Source organism: Streptomyces sp. MNU89 (assembly GCF_020982505.1).
GTDB lineage: Bacteria > Actinomycetota > Actinomycetes > Streptomycetales > Streptomycetaceae > Streptomyces > Streptomyces xinghaiensis.
This window is the reverse complement of record NZ_JAJKLL010000001.1, coordinates 4,167,467-4,186,918: the sequence shown is the minus strand read 5'-3', so window position 1 is coordinate 4,186,918 and position 19,452 is coordinate 4,167,467. Positions and strand designations below refer to the sequence as shown.

At 73.7% G+C, this 19,452-nt stretch carries 17 protein-coding genes, 1 pseudogene and 1 riboswitch; of the genes and pseudogenes, 6 read left to right on the top strand and 12 right to left on the bottom strand.

Annotation, left to right across the window (positions count from 1 at the left end):
* Positions 1-2 precede the first annotated feature (2 nt).
* The 3 genes and pseudogenes from E4N63_RS18075 to E4N63_RS31185 form a co-directional block, all read right to left on the bottom strand.
* Positions 3-1,058: a xanthine dehydrogenase family protein subunit M gene (locus E4N63_RS18075; protein ID WP_230241169.1), complete on the bottom strand. Its 1,056-nt coding sequence runs from the start codon at positions 1,056-1,058 to the stop codon at positions 3-5.
* Positions 1,055-1,570 (bottom strand): (2Fe-2S)-binding protein, encoded by a 516-nt coding sequence (locus tag E4N63_RS18070; protein WP_228429600.1) that lies wholly within the window; start codon positions 1,568-1,570, stop codon positions 1,055-1,057. The genes E4N63_RS18075 and E4N63_RS18070 overlap by 4 nt, the downstream gene beginning before the upstream one ends.
* A gap of 63 nt (positions 1,571-1,633) precedes the next feature.
* Positions 1,634-1,693, bottom strand: a pseudogene (locus tag E4N63_RS31185) (hypothetical protein); the annotation flags it as partial.
* 675 nt (positions 1,694-2,368) lie between these two features.
* On the opposite strand from E4N63_RS31185, the gene E4N63_RS18060 reads away from it, so the two are divergent.
* Positions 2,369-3,007: a hypothetical protein gene (locus E4N63_RS18060; protein ID WP_230241168.1), complete on the top strand. Its 639-nt coding sequence runs from the start codon at positions 2,369-2,371 to the stop codon at positions 3,005-3,007.
* 283 nt (positions 3,008-3,290) lie between these two features.
* On the top strand, positions 3,291-4,496 hold the full coding sequence (locus E4N63_RS18055) for a Cmx/CmrA family chloramphenicol efflux MFS transporter (RefSeq protein ID WP_125626135.1): 1,206 nt from the start codon (positions 3,291-3,293) through the stop codon (positions 4,494-4,496).
* A 74-nt stretch (positions 4,497-4,570) separates the two neighbouring features.
* Here the strand turns inward: E4N63_RS18055 and E4N63_RS18050 are convergent, their stop codons facing one another.
* Together E4N63_RS18050 and E4N63_RS18045 are read right to left on the bottom strand one after the other, a co-directional pair.
* A complete protein-coding gene (locus tag E4N63_RS18050) occupies positions 4,571-4,876 on the bottom strand; it encodes a DUF4031 domain-containing protein (protein WP_230241167.1) in 306 nt (101 codons plus the stop codon).
* A 252-nt stretch (positions 4,877-5,128) separates the two neighbouring features.
* Positions 5,129-5,491, bottom strand: coding sequence for a hypothetical protein (locus E4N63_RS18045; protein WP_230241166.1), 363 nt, complete (start codon positions 5,489-5,491; stop codon positions 5,129-5,131).
* Positions 5,492-5,850: 359 nt separating this feature from the next.
* On the opposite strand from E4N63_RS18045, the gene E4N63_RS18040 reads away from it, so the two are divergent.
* The gene (locus E4N63_RS18040; protein ID WP_230242531.1) at positions 5,851-6,726 is read left to right on the top strand and encodes a MurR/RpiR family transcriptional regulator; all 876 of its coding nucleotides are present in this window, start codon (positions 5,851-5,853) and stop codon (positions 6,724-6,726) included.
* Between the two features lie 186 nt (positions 6,727-6,912).
* A complete protein-coding gene (gene murQ / locus E4N63_RS18035; RefSeq protein WP_230241165.1) occupies positions 6,913-7,959 on the top strand; it encodes an N-acetylmuramic acid 6-phosphate etherase in 1,047 nt (348 codons plus the stop codon).
* 144 nt (positions 7,960-8,103) lie between these two features.
* On the opposite strand, the gene groL is transcribed toward murQ, so the two are convergent.
* The 4 genes from groL to thrC all read right to left on the bottom strand — a co-directional run bounded on the left by groL (position 8,104) and on the right by thrC (position 12,414).
* Positions 8,104-9,726, bottom strand: a complete 1,623-nt coding sequence (groL, locus tag E4N63_RS18030; RefSeq protein WP_019711253.1) for a chaperonin GroEL — start codon at positions 9,724-9,726, stop codon at positions 8,104-8,106.
* Positions 9,727-10,122: 396 nt separating this feature from the next.
* On the bottom strand, positions 10,123-10,326 hold the full coding sequence (locus E4N63_RS18025) for a cold-shock protein (RefSeq protein WP_003986833.1): 204 nt from the start codon (positions 10,324-10,326) through the stop codon (positions 10,123-10,125).
* 469 nt (positions 10,327-10,795) lie between these two features.
* A complete protein-coding gene (locus E4N63_RS18020; protein WP_043462920.1) occupies positions 10,796-11,071 on the bottom strand; it encodes a MoaD/ThiS family protein in 276 nt (91 codons plus the stop codon).
* Positions 11,068-12,414 (bottom strand): threonine synthase, encoded by a 1,347-nt coding sequence (gene thrC / locus E4N63_RS18015; RefSeq protein WP_374112793.1) that lies wholly within the window; start codon positions 12,412-12,414, stop codon positions 11,068-11,070. The genes E4N63_RS18020 and thrC overlap by 4 nt, the downstream gene beginning before the upstream one ends.
* Before the next feature lie 17 nt (positions 12,415-12,431).
* Positions 12,432-12,587, bottom strand: a riboswitch (SAM riboswitch).
* Positions 12,588-12,765: 178 nt separating this feature from the next.
* Here thrC and E4N63_RS18010 point away from each other — a divergent pair.
* Together E4N63_RS18010 and E4N63_RS18005 are read left to right on the top strand one after the other, a co-directional pair.
* Positions 12,766-13,731 carry a glucosyl-3-phosphoglycerate synthase gene (locus E4N63_RS18010; protein WP_125626332.1) on the top strand — a complete coding sequence of 322 codons (966 nt, stop codon included), beginning with the start codon at positions 12,766-12,768 and terminating at the stop codon, positions 13,729-13,731.
* A 478-nt stretch (positions 13,732-14,209) separates the two neighbouring features.
* Entirely contained in the window at positions 14,210-15,655 is a 1,446-nt protein-coding gene (locus tag E4N63_RS18005; protein WP_125626330.1) for a trehalose-6-phosphate synthase, read from the top strand.
* A 597-nt stretch (positions 15,656-16,252) separates the two neighbouring features.
* Here E4N63_RS18005 and otsB read toward each other — a convergent pair.
* The 3 genes from otsB to E4N63_RS17990 form a co-directional block, all read right to left on the bottom strand.
* On the bottom strand, positions 16,253-17,119 hold the full coding sequence (gene otsB / locus E4N63_RS18000; RefSeq protein ID WP_230241164.1) for a trehalose-phosphatase: 867 nt from the start codon (positions 17,117-17,119) through the stop codon (positions 16,253-16,255).
* Positions 17,120-17,463: 344 nt separating this feature from the next.
* Complete coding sequence (locus tag E4N63_RS17995; RefSeq protein ID WP_374112792.1) at positions 17,464-17,748, bottom strand: DUF3263 domain-containing protein; 285 nt, start codon at positions 17,746-17,748, stop codon at positions 17,464-17,466.
* Between the two features lie 143 nt (positions 17,749-17,891).
* Positions 17,892-19,109 (bottom strand): extracellular solute-binding protein, encoded by a 1,218-nt coding sequence (locus E4N63_RS17990; protein WP_230241163.1) that lies wholly within the window; start codon positions 19,107-19,109, stop codon positions 17,892-17,894.
* Positions 19,110-19,452 lie beyond the last annotated feature (343 nt).

The window sequence follows — 19,452 nt, the reverse complement described above, 5'->3', positions numbered from 1 at the left end:
CGTCAGTCCCCCAGGCTCATCAGGGCGCGCACGACGGCGCGTTGGACCAGCGTCACCTTGAAACGGTTCTGCCGCAGCGGGCGGGCCCCCTCGGCGGCGTGCCCGGCGGCCTTCTCGTAGACGGATTCCGTCGCCGGACGGCCGGTCAGGGCCGCCTCCACGGCGGGCAGCCGCCAGGGTTTCGTCCCGACGCCGCCCACCGCGACCCGGGCTCCGGTGATGGTGTTCCCGCGCAGGCTCAGCGCCACGGCGGCGGAGCAGAGGGCGAACTCGTACGACTGCCGGTCGCGGATCTTGAGGTAGCCGGATCGGGTGCCGCGCGGCAGCGGCGGGACGGTGATCTCGGTGATCAGCTCTCCCGGGCGCAGGGAGGTCTCGATGTGCGGGGTGTCACCGGGGAGCCGGTGGAGGTCCGCCAGCAGTACGGTGCGCGAGCCGCTCCCCCGGCCCCGGTCCCCGTCCCGGTTCTTGTCCCCGTCCCGGCCCGGCCCGAGGACGCGGACGGAGGCGTCGAGCGCCACGAGGGCGACGGCGAGATCGCTGGGGTGCGCGGCGATACAGGCGTCGCTGGTACCCAGGACGGCGTGGTTGCGGTGGTGACCGGTGACGGCCGGGCAGCCGCTGCCGGGGTCGCGCCTGTTGCAGGGCGCTCCGGGGTCGCGGAAGTAGGGGCAGCGGGTGCGCTGGAGGAGGTTGCCGCCCATGCTGGCCATGTTCCGGATCTGCTGGGAGGCACTGGCGAGCAGCGCCTCCGCGAGGACCGGGTACCGCTCCCGTACGCGCACGTCGGCGGCGACGTCGCCCATGCGTTCCAGCGCGCCGATCCGCAGGCCGTGCTCGTCGGCGCGAATGCCGTGCAGCGGGAGCCCGTTGATGTCGATCACGCGGCTCGGGGCCAGCACGCCGAGCTTCATCAGGTCGACGAGGGTGGTGCCGCCGGCGAGGTACGCCGCGCCGCCGTCCCGGCCGGAGCCCCGGCCGCCGCTGCCGGTTCCGTGGTGCGCCTCGGCGAGGGCGCGGTCCGTGGACTCGGGTGTGGTGAAGGTGAATTCCCTCATCGCCGCGCTCCGTCCACGGCACCGGCCGCGCTGCTGCTGCGGCTACCGCCGCCGCTGCCCGTGCTCTGCTTCCGCGCCCGGCGGATCGCGTCGACGATGTTGGGGTACGCACCGCAGCGGCACAGATTGCCGGACATGTACTCCCGGATCTCGTCGTCACCGGCAGGGCGGCCACTGTCGACCAGCGCGGCGGCGGACATGATCTGGCCGGGTGTGCAGAAGCCGCACTGGAAGCCGTCGCGGTCGATGAACGCCTCCTGGACGGGGTGGAGCTCGTCGCCCCGGGCCAGCCCTTCGACGGTGGTGATCTCCTTGCCGCGCACCGTGGCGGCCAGGGTCAGGCAGGCGAGCACGGGGCGGCCGTCCTGGTGGACGGTGCAGGCGCCGCACTGGCCGCGGTCACAGCCCTTCTTGGGGCCGGTGACGCGTAACCGCTCACGGAGCGCGTCGAGCAGGGTGACCCGGGGATCGATCCGCAGCCTCCGCCGCTCGCCGTTGAGGGTGAAGGCCACCTCGACCGCGTGCCGCCCGGCCGCGTCGGCGGCACCCTCCCGGTCCGGCGCCGCGACGGCGGGCGGTGCGCCGCGGAGCAGCGCGCCCGCGGCGATGCCGGCCGCGGCCGAACCCGTGAGGAAGCCGCGCCTGGACCCGCCCGGGCGGTGATCCCGGCCGGCGGCGCGGGGCGGGCGCCGGGATCGGGGTCGGCGCCGCTTCCGGGCCGCTGTTCACACCGGTGTCCGCGCCGGTGTGGGGCCGGTGTGGGGCCGGTGTGGGGGCCGGTGTGGGGGCCGGTGTGGGGGCCGGTGTGGGGCCGGTGGTGGTGCGGGCGCCCGTGCCGGGATTCGCGCCGCTGCCGGCACCGGTGAGTGCGCCCGTACCGCTGCCGGTGCCTGGGCCGGTACCGGTGGCAGGCTCGGCGCCGCTGCCTTTCTCGCTCTCGCCGCCGCTGCCGCTGCCGTCGCCGTCCGCTGTGCGCCGTGTGGGAGGTGACATGAGGTGCTCCTTGGGGACGGGGCACCCGGAGGCGCCTGTGATGCCTGCCACAGGGAGTGGGTAGCACGGCGCGCCGCACAGCGCCACGGTGCCCGGCGGCCCTCGGCACGGAGCTACCCGTTCGGCCAAGCCCCTTGCCCCAGGCCGTCGTTGGTGCACCGCTCGGTACGAGGCAGCCGTGTGGCCGGGTGCGCGGCCGGTCCGGCGCGGCCGGCGTTCCGGGGGGCTCCCCATGGGCGCCCCGTGCCGCACCGCGGGTTGCGGCCGGGCTTGCCGTACGCCCGGCGGCGCCGGTCGCCGTATCGCACAATGGGCCCATGCCCGTCCCTCTTCTCGACCGCTGGTCCGGACTGCTGCGCCGCTGCCAGGAGGGCCCCGGCCCGTTTCCGGACCCGCGTCCGTACGGCGAGAACCTGCTCGCCCGCTGGGCCGAGCCGCAGCGGCACTACCACACCACCGGCCATCTGGCGGCCGTCCTCGACCGGATCGACGAGCTGGCCGGCCACTGCGCGGACCCGGACGCGGTGCGGCTGGCCGCCTGGTTCCACGACGCCGTCTACCGCCCGGACCGCTCCGAGAACGAGGAGCGCAGCGCCCGGCTCGCCGAACTCGCCCTGCCCGAGGCCGGTGTCTCCCCGGACCGTACGGCGGAGACGGCCCGGCTCGTCCGCCTCACCGTCACCCACGATCCGGCACCCGGCGACACCAACGGCGAGGTGCTGTGCGACGCGGACCTGGCCGTCCTGGCGGGCCCGCCCGAGGAGTACGCGGCCTATGCGGCGGCCGTCCGCGAGGAGTACGCGTTCGTGCCGGACGAGGAGTTCCGCGAGGGGCGCGCCGAGGTGCTGCGGTCGCTGCTCGGGCTGCCGCGGCTGTTCCGCACCCCCGACGGCGAGCGGTGGGAGCCGACCGCCCGGCACAACATGGCCACGGAGCTGAGCCTGCTCACGGGGTGACGGCCGCGGGCGGACGCGGCCGGGCCTTCCGGTTGGCCTTCCTTCCGGCCGGGCCTCCGGACGGTCGGCCCGCTCCCGTGCGGGTGCCGGTGTCCCGTTCCGCGGCTCCTCACCTCCCCGGAGCCGGTGGGACGAGCGTGTGCCGCCCGGAGCGGAGAGGGCCGGGGAAGCCCTGCTCACGGGCCGGGGACAGCCTGCCGGGGAGACCTACGGCACCCGCTGCCGGGGAATGGCATGACCGCGACCGTTGTTGCTCCGAGTCATGCCAACCGATCGCTCCCGCATGCCCCTCGCCGTGTACGTCCTGGGTCTGTCGGTCTTCGCCCTGGGGACGTCCGAGTTCATGCTCACGGGGCTGCTGCCGCCGATCGCGGAGGACATGGACGTCAGCATTCCGAGGGCCGGGCTGCTGATCTCGGCGTTCGCGTTCGGCATGGTCGTCGGCGCCCCGCTGCTGGCCATGGCGACGCTCCGGCTCCCGCGCCGCGCCACGCTCATCGCCCTGATCACCGTCTTCGGCCTGGGGCAGGTCGCGGGAGCGCTGGCCCCCTCGTACGGATGGCTGTTCGCGTCCCGGGTCGTGAGCGCCCTCGCGTGCGCGGGCTTCTGGGCGCTGGGCGCGGCGGTGGCCGTCGCCACGGTCCCGGTGACGGAGCGGGCCCGTGCCATGGCCGTCATGCTCGGCGGGCTGAGCATCGCCAATGTCCTCGGCGTACCGGCCGGGGCGTTCCTCGGCGAACACTTCGGCTGGCGCTCGGCGTTCTGGGCGGTCGGCGCGGCCTCCGCGGTGGCCCTCGCCGGGATCATCGCGCTGATTCCCCGTATCCCGCGCCCGGCCGAGCTGCCGAGGCTCCGCAAGGAGCTGCGTGTCTACCGGGACGGGCAGGTGTGGCTGGCGGTCGTCGCCACCGCGCTCGTCGGCGGCGGTGTCTTCTGCTTCTTCAGCTATCTGGCGCCGCTGCTCACGGATGTCGCCGGGCTCGACGACGGCTGGGTGCCCACGGTGCTCATGCTGTTCGGCTTCGGTGCCCTGCTGGGGACGGCGCTGGGCGGCCGGTTCGCGGACGCCCACCTCTTCGGGGTGCTGCTCAGCGGCGCGGTGGCGTCGCTGGTGCTGCTGGTCGCCGTGGCGCTCACGGCGAGTGTTCCGTTCGCCGTGGTGACGCTCTCGTTCCTGCTGGGCATCTCGGCCTTCTACACGGCTCCCGCCCTCAACGCCCGGATGTTCGACGTGGCGGGGGCGGCGCCGACGCTGGCCGGTGCCACCGTCACGGCCGCCTTCAACCTCGGCAACACGGGCGGCCCCTGGCTCGGCGGAGCGGTCATCGACGCGGGCTTCGGCTTCGCCTCGACGGCCTGGGCGGGCGCGGCACTGACTCTGCTGGCGATCCCGGCGGTCGTCCTGTCGGCCCGCGCACGACGCCGCGGGCCGAGCGCGGTGGTCGCCGGCTCCAGCCGGACCCCGGAACAGGTACGGCCGACGGGATGACCGGACGGTGTGGCGGCCGGGAGGGTGTCAGTGCCTCGGACGGCGCGATGGCCAGGAGGATGCGACGCGGAACCTCAGGGGCCCGGGAAGGCTCCGGGGCCGCGGGGCGGATCCGGGGGCGGCCGCCCCTTGGGACGGCGCAGCCCGGCGGCCGTGAGCCGCCGCACCAGCTCCTTGGAGCCGATCTCCACGGCCCCGAGCGCCACCGCCTCCGGGTAGCGCTCGCTCGGTACGTCGTAGTGGTCGCGGTCGAAAGCCCGGCGCGGCGCGCCCAGCCGCTCGGCGAAGGCGTGCAGTTCCTCGTACGAGACGTCGCTCACCAGGTGCGACCACATCCGCCCGTGCCCCGGCCACACCGGCGGATCGATGTAAACGGTCACCCGGCCCCCCGGGCCGCGCCCCGTGCCGCCGTCATCCCCCGTGCCACCGGACGCTCCACTCCTTGTGCCGCCGCCCGCGCCACGCCCTGTACCGCCGGCCGCTCCGCGCACTGAGCCCTCACCCGCACCGCGCTCCGTGCCACCGGCCCGGCCGCCACCGCCACCGCCACCGCCACCGCCACCGGCTCCACGCCCGTATCGCCATGCGTTCCACCGCCACGCGCCCCGCCCGCTCCGTCGCCGGCACCGGTCTCATCTCCCCAGCACCGTGCCGAGCTTGCCGACCGCGGACACCGAGACCGCCGTCTTGGGGCAGACCCAGTGCGGGTCCGTGCCGAGTTCCGGCTCGACGTCGAGGGCGTGCGGGTCTCCGCTCTCCGTGCAGACGGGGCAGAGCGGCCACCGTCCGTACCGCTCCAGCAGCGAGTCCTGGACGTCCTGGGCCACCAGTCCGATGACGAACCCGGCGCCCTCCGGCCACTGTTCCACCCACCAGCGCCGGTGCGTCACCGCGTCCTCGACCAGGGAGACGACATCGGCGTCGGCGACCTCGGCGGATGCCAGATCGGCGATCACCAGGGCCCGAGCGGCGTGCAGTGCGTATTCGAGGTCCATGCCCGCCATTCTCCCGCCTCCGGCCACGCGCGCACCGCAGCGGCCCACACCGCCCTGCCCCACCACGCCGCCGCCGCCCTGACCCGCGCGCCACACCCGCGGAACAGGTATGCGGCAATGGGCGGGTGGGGGCGGCACCCGCGCGCCGCGCGGGAAAAGAACTCCGCACCCACACCCCGGCGCGCCCCGTGCCGTCGGGCATCCCCGCCCCCGCCCGGGGTTGACGGCCCGGAAGCACTGAAAATACCTTTCAGTGGTGAGCAACAGCGTGAAGGAAACTTTCACCGCCCCGGAACCCCGCCCGGAGCCACCCCACACCACGCCGCCGCCCGGCCCGCGCACCGGCGGCCACAGCGCTCCTGCCCGCCCCGGCGGCCCTCGCCGCGAAGGTCAGAATGCTCGGGCCGACGATGACCCGTTCCATGCAGCGGGTGGCGGAGGCCGTCGCCGGGGACCCGGCCGGCTGCGCCGCGCTCACCGTCACCGGCCTGGCCGAGCGCACCGGCACGAGCGAGGCCACGGTCGTCCGCACGGCCCGCACCCTCGGCTACCCCGGCTACCGCGATCTGCGGCTGGCCCTCGCGGGCCTCGCCGCCCAGCAGGAGTCCGGTGCCGCCCCGGCCGTGACGGCCGACATCGCGGTGGACGACCCGCTGCCGGACGTCATCGCCAAACTGGCCCGCGAGGAGCAGCAGTGCCTCGCCGACACCGCGGCCGGCCTCGACGCCACGCAGCTCGACGCGGCCGTCACCGCGCTGGCCGGCGCCCGCCGGATCGATGTCTACGGCATCGGAGCGTCCAACCTCGTCGCCCAGGACCTGGCCCAGAAGCTGCTCCGCATCGGCCTGTCGGCGCACGCGCACGCCGATCCGCACCTGGCCATGACGGGCGCGGTCCAGCTGCGCGCCGGGGACGCCGCCGTCGCCATCAGCCACTCCGGCCGCACGGTCGACGTGATCGAACCGCTCCGCACCGCCTTCGACCGCGGGGCGACGACCGTCGCCGTCACCGGCCGCCCGGACGGCGAGATCACCCAGTACGCCGACCACGTACTGACGACCTCCCCCGCTCGGGAGAGCGAGCTGCGGCCGGCGGCGATGTCCAGCCGCACCAGCCAACTACTGGTCGTGGACTGCCTGTTCATAGGGGTGGCGCAGCGGACCCATGACACCGCGGCGCCCGCCCTCGCCGCCTCGTACGAGGCCCTGGCCCACCGCCACAACCCCCGCGGCTGACCGGCGGCCCGGCTCCGCGGGCGTCATCGGACCCGCGGCACCCACGCCCTCACCGCACCCGTCGCGCCCGCTGCATCGGCCACGTCGCCGTACCCGACCGCGGACCGGACCCGCACACCGGTCGCGCGCAACCGGCCGGCGCAACCGGCCGCACTCACCGCATCGTCCTCACCGAGAGCGGCAGCCATGCCCCCACCCCGCGCCCGAGCCCTTCCCCGCACCCGACCGGGCCCCACCGGCCCGCCCCACGCGTCCGGCCCGCCCTCCACGTCCGGCTCGTCCCACCAGCTCGGCGGACCCCGCGCACCGGCCCCCGAAGACCTCCGCGCCCAGCTCGACACCCTGGCCACCGAGGCGTTCCGCGGCGAACTGGCCGAGATCGACCGGCTGTCCACGCGGGAGATCGCCGAGATCATGAACCGGGAGGACGCCGGCGTCCCCGCCGCCGTGGCCGCGCAGCTGCCGCGGATCGCCGCGGCCGTCGACGGCATCGCCGCGCGGATGGCCCGGGGCGGCCGGCTGATCTACGCGGGCGCGGGCACCGCCGGGCGTCTCGGCGTGCTGGACGCCAGTGAGTGCCCGCCGACGTTCAACACCCCGCCCGGTCAGGTCGTCGGGCTGATCGCGGGCGGCCCGTCCGCCGTGGTGCACTCCGCCGAGGGCGCCGAGGACGACGGGGAGCAGGCGGCCGCGGACCTCGACGCCCTCGCCCTGGCCCCGGAGGACACGGTGGTCGGCGTCTCCGCCTCCGGCCGCACCCCGTACGCCGTCGGCGCCGTCGAGCACGCCCGCTCCCGGGGCGCGCTGACCGTCGGGCTGTCCTGCAACCCGGGCTCGGCCCTGGCGGCGGCCGCCGAGCACGGCATCGAGGTGGTCACCGGCCCGGAGCTGCTGACCGGTTCGACGCGGCTCAAGGCCGGCACCGCGCAGAAGCTGGTCCTCAACATGCTGTCGACGATCACCATGATCCGGCTGGGCAAGACCTACGGGAATCTGATGGTCGACGTCCGGGCCTCGAACGAGAAGCTGCGCGCCCGCTCCCGGCGGATCGTTGCGCTCGCCACCGGCGCCGGGGAGGAGGAGATCGAGGCCGCGCTGGCCGCCACGGGCGGTGAGGTGAAGAACGCCGTCCTGGTGCTGCTCGGCGGCGTGGACGCCCCCACGGCAACCCGTCTGCTGGACGGGGCGGACGGGCGTCTCCGCACCGCCCTGGAAGCGGCCGCGGAACTCTGAGCCGGCAACCCGGCAGCCCGGCAACCCCGGCAATCCATCGATCCGGCTCCGGTACGCGATGTGGTCCGTGGAACGCCGGAGGGCGGCACCCCGTGAGGAGTGCCGCCCTCCGAAACGAGGATCGACGTGACCGGCCGGGGCCGATCAGAAGTCCATGTCACCGCCGGGCATACCACCCGGAGCGGCCGCGGCGGCCTTCTCCGGCTTGTCGGCGATGACGGCCTCGGTGGTGAGGAACAGCGCGGCGATCGACGCGGCGTTCTGCAGCGCGGAGCGCGTCACCTTCGCCGGGTCGATGACGCCCTCGGCCATCAGGTCGGTGTACTCGCCGGTCGCGGCGTTGAGGCCGTGACCCGGAGTCAGGTTCCGCACCTTCTCGACCACGACGCCGCCCTCGAGACCGGCGTTGACCGCGATCTGCTTGAGCGGGGCCTCCAGCGCGAGCTTGACGGCCTGCGCGCCGGTGGCCTCGTCACCCGAGAGGTCCAGCTTCTCGAAGACGGAGACGGTCTGCAGCAGGGCCACGCCACCACCGGCGACGATGCCTTCCTCGACGGCGGCCTTGGCGTTGCGCACCGCGTCCTCGATGCGGTGCTTGCGCTCCTTCAGCTCGACCTCGGTGGCGGCACCGGCCTTGATGACGGCCACGCCGCCGGCCAGCTTCGCCAGGCGCTCCTGGAGCTTCTCGCGGTCGTAGTCCGAGTCGGAGTTCTCGATCTCGGCCCGGATCTGGTTGACGCGGCCCTGGACCTGCTCGCTGTCGCCGGCGCCGTCGACGATCGTCGTCTCGTCCTTGGTGATGACGACCTTGCGGGCGCGGCCCAGCAGCTCCAGACCGGCGTTCTCCAGCTTGAGGCCGACCTCCTCGGAGATGACGGTGCCACCGGTGAGGATGGCGATGTCGCCGAGCATGGCCTTGCGGCGGTCACCAAAGCCGGGCGCCTTGACCGCGACGGACTTGAAGGTGCCGCGGATCTTGTTGACGACCAGGGTCGAGAGCGCCTCGCCCTCGACGTCCTCGGCGATGATCAGCAGCGGCTTGCCGGACTGCATGACCTTCTCCAGCAGCGGGAGGAGGTCCTTGACCGCGCTGACCTTGGAGTTGACGATCAGGATGTACGGGTCGTCGAGCGACGCCTCCATCCGCTCCATGTCGGTGGCGAAGTAGGCGGAGATGTAGCCCTTGTCGAAGCGCATGCCCTCGGTGAGCTCCAGCTCCAGCCCGAAGGTCTGCGACTCCTCGACGGTGATGACGCCTTCCTTGCCGACCTTGTCCATGGCCTCGGCGATGAGCTCGCCGATCTGGGGGTCGCCGGCGGAGATGGAGGCCGTGGAGGCGATCTGCTCCTTGGTCTCGACGTCCTTCGCCTGCTCCAGCAGGGCGGCGGAGACGGCCTCGACGGCCTTCTCGATACCGCGCTTCAGAGCCATCGGGTTGGCGCCCGCGGCTACGTTGCGGAGGCCCTCGCGGACCAGCGCCTGGGCCAGGACGGTCGCGGTCGTCGTGCCGTCACCGGCGACGTCGTCGGTCTTCTTCGCGACTTCCTTGACCAGCTCGGCGCCGATCTTCTCGTACGGGTCCTCGAGCTCGATCTCCTTGGCGATGGAGACACCATCGTTGGTGATCGTGGGCGCGCCCCACTTCTTCTCGAGGACGACGTTCCGGCCCTTGGGGCCGAGAGTGACCTTGACGGCGTCGGCGAGCTGGTTCATTCCGCGCTCGAGGCCGCGCCGCGCCTCCTCGTCGAACGCGATGGTCTTGGCCATGTGAAGTGGTCCTCCCAGGACTTCGGGGTCCCCCCGGCCTGCGGCTGGGGGAGGATTTCTCCGGACCGCGCTGGCGCCCGCGACGGACGGCCTGCCGGCCTCGCGGTTCCTTGCCCCGCTTGGCCTGCGGGCCTCACCGACCCGGTCCTTCTGTCACTCTCCGGGGGAGAGTGCTAACGCCAATGATTAGCACTCTCCCCCTTCGAGTGCAAGCGCCCACCGGAGCCTCCGGGCGCGTACGGCCCTCACGGCGCGCGGACGGCGGCGCGGGCGAAGGGCGGGCGGAGGGCGGGCGGAAAGCGGTACGGACGGCGGGGGACGGACGCGGGCACGGCGAAGGGCCCGCACCCCCTGCGCCGGGGATGCGGACCCTTCAGAGGTGTGGCCGGTCGGCGCTCAGCCGGCGACGCGGACCATGTCCGCCTGCGGCCCCTTCTGGCCCTGCGAGATCTCGAACTCCACCCGCTGGCCTTCTTCGAGGGTGCGGTAGCCGTCCATCTGGATCGCGCTGTAGTGCACGAAGACGTCCGCACCACCGTCGACCGCGATGAAGCCGTATCCCTTCTCCGCGTTGAACCACTTGACGGTGCCCTGAGCCATTCCTAACTCCCCTATTACTGGCCCTTGCGCAGGACCGCACTCCGCGGACCCGGGTCAGACCTCACGACCCAGCGGTCCCTTGGCCGTCGGCATGGGGGGACCACCGGGAAGTGTGCGCCGGAACGCGTCGACCGCGGCCGAATGTATCTGCCCAACTGCCCTCTGCAACAGGTCAATCGGACGAGAATTCAGCCGCGGCCGGAAAGGAGTTTCCGGGGGATTCACGGAAAATCCGGGGCAACCCGGACCGGGCATGACGGACCTTCGCGACAAATCGCCCTCGCCCTTCGGACACAGGTTGTCGCGTTCTCGTCTGCGGTCGGCGGATGCCGGAAGGGGATCGGACCAACTGTACCGCGCTCAACGACGCGGAATTACCCCCTCCGTTTGTTTGACGGAGGGGGCAATCGCGGTGACGCAGGGTGGGTTCCACCGGTGATCCGCTTCCGGACCGCCCCGGTGCGGCGGCTCAGCCGCCGGCGACCGCCGGGATGATCGAGACGCCCGCGCCGTCCGGCGTGGCCGTCTCCAGACCCTCGGCGAAGCGGACGTCGTCGTCGTTGACGTAGACGTTGACGAAGCGGCGCAGCTTGCCGGCGTCGTCCAGCACGCGGGCGCCGATGCCCTGGTGGTTCTTCTCCAGGTCCGCGAGCACCTCGGCGAGCGTCGCGCCCTCGGCCTCCACCTCGGCCTTGCCTCCGGTGTAGGTCCGCAGGATGGTCGGAATTCGGACGGTGACGCTCATGCGAGGCCTGCCTCTCGGAAGGATGCGAGGGTGGGACGGATGGTGGCGGAGGGACCGGTGGTGGGGGCCACCGCGTCCAGGGTCTTGAGGCCGTCACCGGTGTTGAGCACGACGGTCTCACCGGCCGGGTCGAGCTGCCCGGTCTCGATGAGCTTCTTCAGCACGCCGACGGTGACACCGCCCGCGGTCTCCGCGAAGACGCCCTCGGTGCGGGCCAGCAGCTTGATGGCGTCGACGATCTGCTCGTCGTTCACGTCCTCGACGGCGCCGCCCGTGCGGCGGGCGATGTCCAGGACGTACGGGCCGTCGGCCGGGTTGCCGATCGCCAGCGACTTGGCGATGGTGTCCGGCTTCACGGGGCGCACCACGTCGTGCCCGTCCTTGAAGGCGCGGGACACCGGGGAGCAGCCCTCGGCCTGCGCGCCGAAGATCTTGTACGGCTTCTCCTCGACCAGTCCGAGCGCGATCAGCTCCTTCAGACCCTTGTCGATCTTCGTGAGCTGGGAGCCGGAGGCGATGGGGACGACGAGGTTGTCCGGCAGCCGCCAGCCGAGCTGCTCGCAGATCTCGTAGGCCAGGGTCTTGGAGCCCTCGCCGTAGTACGGCCGGAGGTTGACGTTGACGAAGCCCCAGCCCTCGCCGATCGGGTCGCCGATCAGCTCCGAGCAGAAGCGGTTCACGTCGTCGTAGGTGCCCTCGATGCCGACCAGGTCGCCGCCGTAGACCGCGGCCATGACGACCTTGCCGGCCTCCAGGTCGTGCGGGATGAAGACGCAGGAGCGGAAGCCGGAGCGGGCCGCCGCGGCGCCCACCGCGCCGGCCAGGTTGCCGGTGGAGGAGCAGGAGAGGGTGGTGAAGCCGAAGGCGCGCGCGGCCTCGACGGCGATGGCCACCACCCGGTCCTTGAAGGAGTGGGTGGGGTTGCCGGAGTCGTCCTTGACGTGCAGCCCGCCGGTGACGCCCAGCTCGCGGGCGAGCCGGTCGGCCTTGATCAGCTTGGTGAAGCCGGGGTTCAGATTGGGCTTCTCCGCGACGTCCGCCGGGACGGGCAGCAGCGGAGCGTAACGCCAGATGTTGTCGGGTCCCGCCGCGATCCGCTCGCGCAGCGCCTCCGGGTCACCGGCGGGCAGCTCGTAAGCGACCTCCAGCGGGCCGAAACACTCGGCACAGGCGAAGACGGGGCCGAGCGGTGTGCGGTGGCCGCATTCGCGGCAGGAGAGGGCGGCGGCGGGGCCCAGATCGACCCGTCCGGGCTGCTGGGGGTGTCCGGGGTTCCCGGCGGCGGAGCCGGTGTTCTCGGTGGTTTCGGTGGTGTCCGTTGTTCCAACGGTGTGCACAGCCATGCAGGCGAGGCCCTTTCTCCTCATCTTCCTCACGGCGTACCTCGCCGTGAGCCGGAATTGGCACCTTCCCCACCGGGAGCCTCGCTCCGGACGCTGTGCGTCGGAGGACCGAGACCGGCGGGAGGGTTGCCGGGGCTTCAACGGGCCGTTCCCTCTGCCCCTCTGGATGAGCGGTATGGCGCCGGGCGGGGCCCGGGCATTTGTCGGCGCCGACCACCCCCGAGATGCGGTGGTCACGCGTGTTGTTCAAGACTGTAACCGAAGGCTCGGACTGTGGAGGCAGGCGTCCGAACCGCGAGATGCGGCCGCTGCTGGGCGGCGGCATCCCCGAACAGGCAGGGAGACGATCACGTGCTGGAAGAGGTGGAGCTCTGGCTGGACCGGCACTCCTGGTCCGCCTCCGAACGTCCGCTCGATGCTCTGCGCGCCGCGAAACGGGCGGCCGGAGCCTCCGGAACGGTCAGCGTCGTTCTCCCCGCCCTCAACGAGGAGGCCACGGTCGGGGCGATCGTGGAGGCGATACGCGGCGAACTGATGTCCGGGGAGACCCCGCTCGTCGACGAACTCGTCGTGATGGACTCCGGGTCCTCCGACGGCACCTCCCGGATCGCCGCGGAGGCCGGGGCCCGGGTCGTGCACCGTGATTCCGTCCTGCCCCGGATACCGGTCGCGGCCGGCAAGGGCGAGGTGCTGTGGCGGTCACTGCTGGTGACCGAGGGGGAGATCGTCTGCTTCGTCGACGCGGACCTGCGCGAGTTCGACTGCCGGTTCGTCTCCGGCATCGTCGGGCCACTGCTGACCGATCCCGGCCTGCACCTGGTCAAGGCCATGTACGACCGCCCGATGAGCGGCGGCGGCGAACGCGGCGGCCGGGTCACCGAGCTGGTGGCCCGCCCGCTGCTCAATCTGCACTGGCCGCAGCTCGCCGGGTTCGTCCAGCCCCTGGGCGGCGAGTACGCGGCCCGCAGAACACTGCTGGAGCGGCTGCCGTTCCCCGTCGGCTACGGCGTCGAGCTGGGCATGCTCGTCGACACGCTGGAACTCGCCGGGCTGGATGCGCTCGCCCAGGTGGACGTGGGCGTCCGGCACCACCGCAACCAGGACGGACAGGCGCTCGGGCGGATGGCCGCCACGATCTACAGCACCGCCCAGCGGCGGCTGGAGCGCGGCCACCTCGTGCGCCCCGTGCTGACCCAGTTCGACCGCGGCTCGGACCGGCTCTTCAGCCCCACCGTGCACGAGGTGACCACGGAGGAGCGGCCCCCGATGTGCACCGTCCCGGAGTACACGGCCCGGCAGCGCCGGAGGGCGGCGTGAGGCCGGCGCGGAGCCGTCCGCCGGGCGGGCGCAGGGGCGTCCTCAGGCGGCGCTGTGCGCGGGGCTCCGGCATGACCCGCGCCGCCGGTGTGACCACGGTGGCCGCCGCCCCGGCCGGCCGTCCCGGCGGACCGCTCCCGGCGGGCGGGGCCCGGCGGTGCCGGCGGGAGGCGGCGGGCACGGGTCCCGGTATGCCGGGGGCGGCAGGATCCGGCCGGTGCCGGTCCGGGTGCGGCGGGCTGTGCCGGTGGCGCCGGTGCGGGTGCCCGTGCCCGTGCCGCCGGTCCCGGTGCCGGTACGGCCCGTGCCGGTTCCCGTACCCGTGCCGCCGCCCGCCCCGGTGCGGCCCGTGCCCGTGCCACCGGTGCCCCGGCCCCGGTGCGGCCCGCCCGTCCCCGGGGCGGCGGCTTCCGGCCGGACTCGGCCGGGGTGTGGAAACGCACGTTTGAGCGGATCACGGTCGGGCTAGGCTCGCGTCATGGTCGCTGAGCAGGCAGCCCGCATACTCGTCGCGTCCAACCGCGGCCCCGTCTCGTACAGCCTCGCCGGGCAGGAACCACCGGGTCACGGCGGTGACGGCGGGCCCGGGGCGGAGAACGCCCCCGCTCTCGTCGCCAAACGCGGCGGCGGCGGGCTCGTCTCCGGACTCTCGGCGGTCGAGGGCGACGCGGTCTGGGTCTGCGCGGCCCTCGGCGACGGCGACCGCGAGGCCGTGCGCCGCACCGGCGGGCATCTCGACCCCGCCGACACCGGCGGCCAGACGGTACGGATGCTGGACATCGACCCGGACGTCTTCGCCACGGCCTACAACGGCGTGGCCAACTCGGTGCTGTGGTTCGTGCACCACATGCTGTACCAGACGCCCTTCGAGCCGGTGTTCGACGCCGAGTTCCGCCGCCAGTGGGCCGCCTACGAGGCGTACAACGCGGCCTTCGCCGACGCGCTGGCCGAGGAGGCCGCCGAGGGCGCCGCCGTCCTCGTGCAGGACTACCACCTCTGCCTCGTGCCCGGAATGCTCCGCGAGCGCCGTCCCGACCTGCGGATCGGCCACTTCTCGCACACCCCCTGGGCCCCGCCCGAGTACTTCCGGCTGCTCCCCGACGACATCGGGCGGCAGCTGCTGCGCGGCATCCTCGGCGCCGACCGCGCGGCCTTCCTCACCCAACGCTGGGCCGACGCCTTCACCGCCTGCTGCACCGACCTCCTCGGCGAACCGCCGGCCACCCGCGTCGGAGTGCACGGCCTGGGCGCGGACGCCGACTTCCTGCGCGAGCGCTCGCGGCGGCCGGACGTCGACGAGCGGCTCGCCATCCTGCGCGAGCAGATCGGCCCCGGCCGGAAGGTGATCGTCCGGGTCGACCGCACCGAGCTGTCGAAGAACATCGTCCGCGGCCTGCTCGCCTACCGCGAGCTGCTGACGGACCGCCCCGAGTGGCGCGGGCGCGTCGTGCACGTCGCGTTCGCCTACCCGTCCCGGCAGGACCTGGCCGTCTACCGCGACTACACCGCCGAGGTCGCCCGGGTCGCCGAGGAGATCAACGAGACCTTCGGCACGGACGGCTGGCGGCCGGTGATCCTCCACGTCGAGGACGACTTCGCCCGCTCCCTGGCCGCGTACCGGCTCGCCGACGTGGCCCTGGTCAACCCGATCCGGGACGGCATGAACCTCGTCGCCAAGGAGATCCCGCTCGTCTCCGACGAGGGCTGTGCGCTGGTGCTCTCGCGGGAGGCCGGGGCGTACGAGGAACTCGGCGAGGACGCGGTGACGGTCAACCCGTACGACGTGTCGGGCACGGCCCGGGCCCTGGACACCGCCCTGGGCATGGGGACCGCTGAACGGGCCGAACGCACCAAGCGGCTGGCCGCCGCGGCGTCCTCGCTCCCGCCCCAGCGGTGGTTCCTGGACCAGCTGAACGCGCTGTAGTGGCGCGGGGTGCGGGGGTTCCGCACGGGTGCGGGGTTCCGCACGGGTGGGGGTTCCGCACAGGTGCGGGGGCGCCGGGTTCCGCGCGGGATGGCCGGTTCGCTCCGGGCGCGGGGCGGGTTCGCGCAGAGGCGCGGGGCTTGCTTCGTTGCGCCGGGTTCGGGCCGGGGTTCCCGCCGGCCCGGGGTGCGCCGGTCCGGGGTGCGAGGCCGGTGGTCGGGCGTCCGCGGCGCCGTTTTCCCCGCGCTGCGCGGGGTGCGGCCTCCCGCCCGCCCATCGCTGCTCATCGTCCTGCGGGCGAAAGGGCAGGGGCAGAGGGCTTCCCGCGGGCAGCGGTTGCGGCATGGCGGGTGCCTGCCCGGGCCGCGCCCCTCCGGCGGCCATGGCGCCGAAGCCGCCGGGCGGGGGCGCCGGGCGAGAGCACCCGGTGGGGGCTCCGGGCAGGGACAGCGGGCGAGGCCACCGGGGGCGGGGTGCCGGGGCAGAGCAGCTGGGCGAGGCCCCGGGCAGGGGCACCGGGCGAGGCGCCAGGCAGGCGGAGCCGCCGGGCAGAGCCGTCGGGCAGAGCCGCCGGACCTCCGGCCGGGCCGGCCGGTTTCAGCCCTGTCGCACGGCCACCGCGGTGGCCAGGGCGTCGAGGAGGTTCACGACCCCCTGCGGGCCATCGACCACCACATCGGCCCGTTCCGCCAGTTCCTCGGCCCCCTCACCGGCGGCGGCCGCGCTGCACACCAGCAGCCCGGGCACGCCGTCCGACCTCAGCTCGTCCACCGCGGCGTAGGCCGCGAGGTCTCCGAGGTCGTCACCGGCGTACAGCACCGCACCGGCCCCGCTCCCCCGTACGTACCCGGTCAGCGCCACGCCCTTGTCGATGCCCGGCGGGCGCAGTTCCAGCACCATCCGGCCGGGTTCGACGATCAGTCCGTGCCGCTCGGCCAGGGCCGTGAGAGGTTCCCGCAGTTGCTCGAAGGCGGCCTGGGGGTCGGTGGCCCGGCGGGTGTGCACCGCCACGGCGCGGCCCTTGTCCTCGACCCAGGTTCCCTTCCGGGCCCCGTTGTGGTCGAGGACCCCGGGCAGTTCCGCGCGGACGGCGGCGACGCCCGGGTGCGGGTCGGGGGCGGTCACGGCGGCGCTGACGGCGTCCCAGCGCTCGGCGCCGTAGTGGCCGAGAACCACGAGGTGTTCCAGCCCGGGAACCCCGCTGAAACCGCCGTTCCGCACCGCGACGTCGGCGGGGCGGCCGGTGATCACGGCGATCGAACGGAGGAGCGGCGCGAGGCGGGCGAGCGCCGGTACGGCACCGGGGTGGGCGCGGGCCTGTTCGGGGTCGGACACGATCGGTGCGAGGGTGCCGTCGAAGTCGAGGGCCACGACAGCCCGTTCGGGCCGTTCCAGAAGTGCGGCGAGGCCGTCGCGCCCGGCGTCGGTGACAGGGGTCGGCAGGGGATGCGGATGACTGCCCATGCGGCCGAGCCTACCGGGACCGGCGGCGCCCCCGACGCCCCGCCTTTCCGGCCGTCCCGGCCTTCCTCCGACTGCCGCACGGACCGGGTCCGAGGGTCGCCCGGCTCTTCGCCCGAAGGACGGACGAGCAGTAACGGGCAGGCGGGAGGGCCGCACCCGCGCGCAGCGCGGGAACAGAACTGCCCACCCGCACCGGGAAACGCCTCCCCGGCTCCCCGCCACATGAACCCGGGCCGTCCCCGGCCCCCTGCCCGCAGAACGGATGAGCGGCAAGGGGCGGGCGGGAGGTGGCATCCCGCGCGCAGCGCGGGAGAAGAACTCCGCGCCCGGAAGGCACCCCGGCCTCAGCGGCGAGCGCGCCGTTCCTCGCGCACCCGGCGGAGACGGTTGACCGTGACCGGATCGTGGGCCAGCGCCCGCGGATCGTCGAGCAGGGCGTTGAGGAGCTGGTAGTAGCGGGTCGGGGAGAGCCCGAGCTGCTCCCGGATCGCCCGTTCCTTGGCTCCGGGCCCCGGCCAGGAACGCCGCTCGACGGAGAGGACGGCCCGGTCGCGGTCGGTCAGCCCCTGGGCACTGCCCCGGTCACCGCCGCCCTCGGGCACCGTCTCGTCGTCTCCGTTCTCGTTCACACCGTCCAACATAACGGCCCCCGCCGACGCCCCGGCCGGCCCGTACCGGAGGGGACCCGAACCGGAAGGGGCCCGGGCCCCAACCGAACGGGCCCGGCCCCGAGAGACCCGTACCGCGGCCCCGGCCGCAGAAGGCGGAGCCCTCAGCGGGCGGCGTTCTCCGTGGCGAAGGCGTCGCGCTGGATCCGCGAGAGCACCCCGCTCGGATCGCCGTCGCGCGCCACCGCCGAACCGATCTCCTGTTTCACCGTCTTGCTGACGTACGCCCACGTCGTCTTGTTCGACGGATAGTGCACGGCCTCCGGGAGCTGGTCGAGGAATTCCCGCATCGGCTCGTGCTTCTCGTCGGCGCGCATCGCCTCCGAGGCGGAGCGTGTGACGGGCAGCATGTCGTACCGGTCGGCGAACTCCAGCGCGTTCGGCTCGCTGTAGACGTAGTCGAGGAAGTCGCCGATCTGCTTCCGGTTGCCGTTCTTCTTGAAGGCCATCAGCCAGTCGTTGACGCCCATCGTCGCCTCGGCCACGCCGGTCCTGCCGGGGAGCGGCGCCGTCCCGAACTCGACGCCCTCCTTCTCCGCCTGCCGCATCAGCGTCGGGTGGCCGTTGAGCATGCCGACCTCGCCGCGGGTGAAGGCGTCGAACGCGTCCTGGCGGTTGAGGGCGGCCGGGTCGCCGGGACCGGTGAGGCCCTTGCCGACGAGTTCGTCGCGGAGCCACTCGAGCGCCCGTATGTTCTCGGGCGAGTCCAGCGTGTACGAGCCGACGCTGTCGACGAAGCCGCCGCCCCCGCTGAGCGACCACAGCATGGTCTCGGCCTGCGCCTCCTCCGGGCCGAGCGGCAGCGCGTACGGGGTCTCCACCCCGGCGTCCTTCAACGCCTCGGCGGCGTCCTGGAGTTCGGCCCAGCTCTGCGGCGGCTCCTTCATGCCCGCCTCGGCGAAGAGGGCCTTGTTGTAGAAGAACAGCCTGGTGCTGGCGGCGAACGGCAGTCCGTACTGCACCCGGCGGAACTCTCCGGCCTCCGCGAGCTTGGGGAGGAAGTCCGCCTGAGTGGGGATGGAGAGGACTTCGTCGGCGCGGTAGAGCTTGTTCCGGTCGGCGTAGTCGGCGTAGGAACCGATCTGCGCGATGTCCGGTTCCTCACCGCGCTTGACCATGTCGGCGACCTTCTTGTCGACCTCCGCCCAGCTGTAGACGCTGATGTCGATCGAGACGCCGGGGTGGCTGGACTCGTAGTCCGCCGCGAGCTGGTCCCAGTACTTCCGGGAGGTGTTGGCCTCGCTGTCACCGTAGTCGGCGGCGACCAGGCGGAGGGTGACCTCGCCGCCGGAGCCTCCGCATCCGGAGAGCGTGAGGGTCATGGCCGTCGCGACAGCCGCCGCGAGGATTCCCGAGTACCGCCGTCGCACTACCGATACCGCCTTCTGTCTTGCTTCTCGTTCATAGCTTTTCGTCCGGTTTCCGCCCGGTTGATGTCCGGCCGCCGTGCGGCTGCCCGCCGACTGCCGTCCGGCCGCTTCCGGTTCCCGGCCGGTCCTCGACCGGTGTCCACCGGCCCCGCCCGGCGCCGCGCCGTGCCTTCCGCTCCGGCCGCCCTCCCGGCCCCGCTCCCGGTTCCGGCCGGGGCCGGCGGGCTTCGCCCGCGCCGCCCGGGTCTGACGGTTCCTCTCCCCCACCATCCGCCCCGCCCGCACCGTTCGCACC

Excerpts from the sequence above, each read along its gene's own strand:
- E4N63_RS18075 (WP_230241169.1), bottom strand. The coding sequence starts at position 1,058 with ATGAGGGAATTCACCTTCACCACACCCGAGTCCACGGACCGCGCCCTC.
- E4N63_RS18060 (WP_230241168.1), top strand. The coding sequence starts at position 2,369 with ATGCCCGTCCCTCTTCTCGACCGCTGGTCCGGACTGCTGCGCCGCTGC.
- E4N63_RS18055 (WP_125626135.1), top strand. The coding sequence starts at position 3,291 with ATGCCCCTCGCCGTGTACGTCCTGGGTCTGTCGGTCTTCGCCCTGGGG.
- E4N63_RS18045 (WP_230241166.1), bottom strand. The coding sequence starts at position 5,491 with ATGGACCTCGAATACGCACTGCACGCCGCTCGGGCCCTGGTGATCGCC.
- murQ (WP_230241165.1), top strand. The coding sequence starts at position 6,913 with ATGCCCCCACCCCGCGCCCGAGCCCTTCCCCGCACCCGACCGGGCCCC.
- groL (WP_019711253.1), bottom strand. The coding sequence starts at position 9,726 with ATGGCCAAGACCATCGCGTTCGACGAGGAGGCGCGGCGCGGCCTCGAG.
- E4N63_RS18025 (WP_003986833.1), bottom strand. The coding sequence starts at position 10,326 with ATGGCTCAGGGCACCGTCAAGTGGTTCAACGCGGAGAAGGGATACGGC.
- E4N63_RS18020 (WP_043462920.1), bottom strand. The coding sequence starts at position 11,071 with ATGAGCGTCACCGTCCGAATTCCGACCATCCTGCGGACCTACACCGGA.
- thrC (WP_374112793.1), bottom strand. The coding sequence starts at position 12,414 with ATGGCTGTGCACACCGTTGGAACAACGGACACCACCGAAACCACCGAG.
- E4N63_RS18005 (WP_125626330.1), top strand. The coding sequence starts at position 14,210 with ATGGTCGCTGAGCAGGCAGCCCGCATACTCGTCGCGTCCAACCGCGGC.
- otsB (WP_230241164.1), bottom strand. The coding sequence starts at position 17,119 with ATGGGCAGTCATCCGCATCCCCTGCCGACCCCTGTCACCGACGCCGGG.
- E4N63_RS17990 (WP_230241163.1), bottom strand. The coding sequence starts at position 19,109 with ATGACCCTCACGCTCTCCGGATGCGGAGGCTCCGGCGGCGAGGTCACC.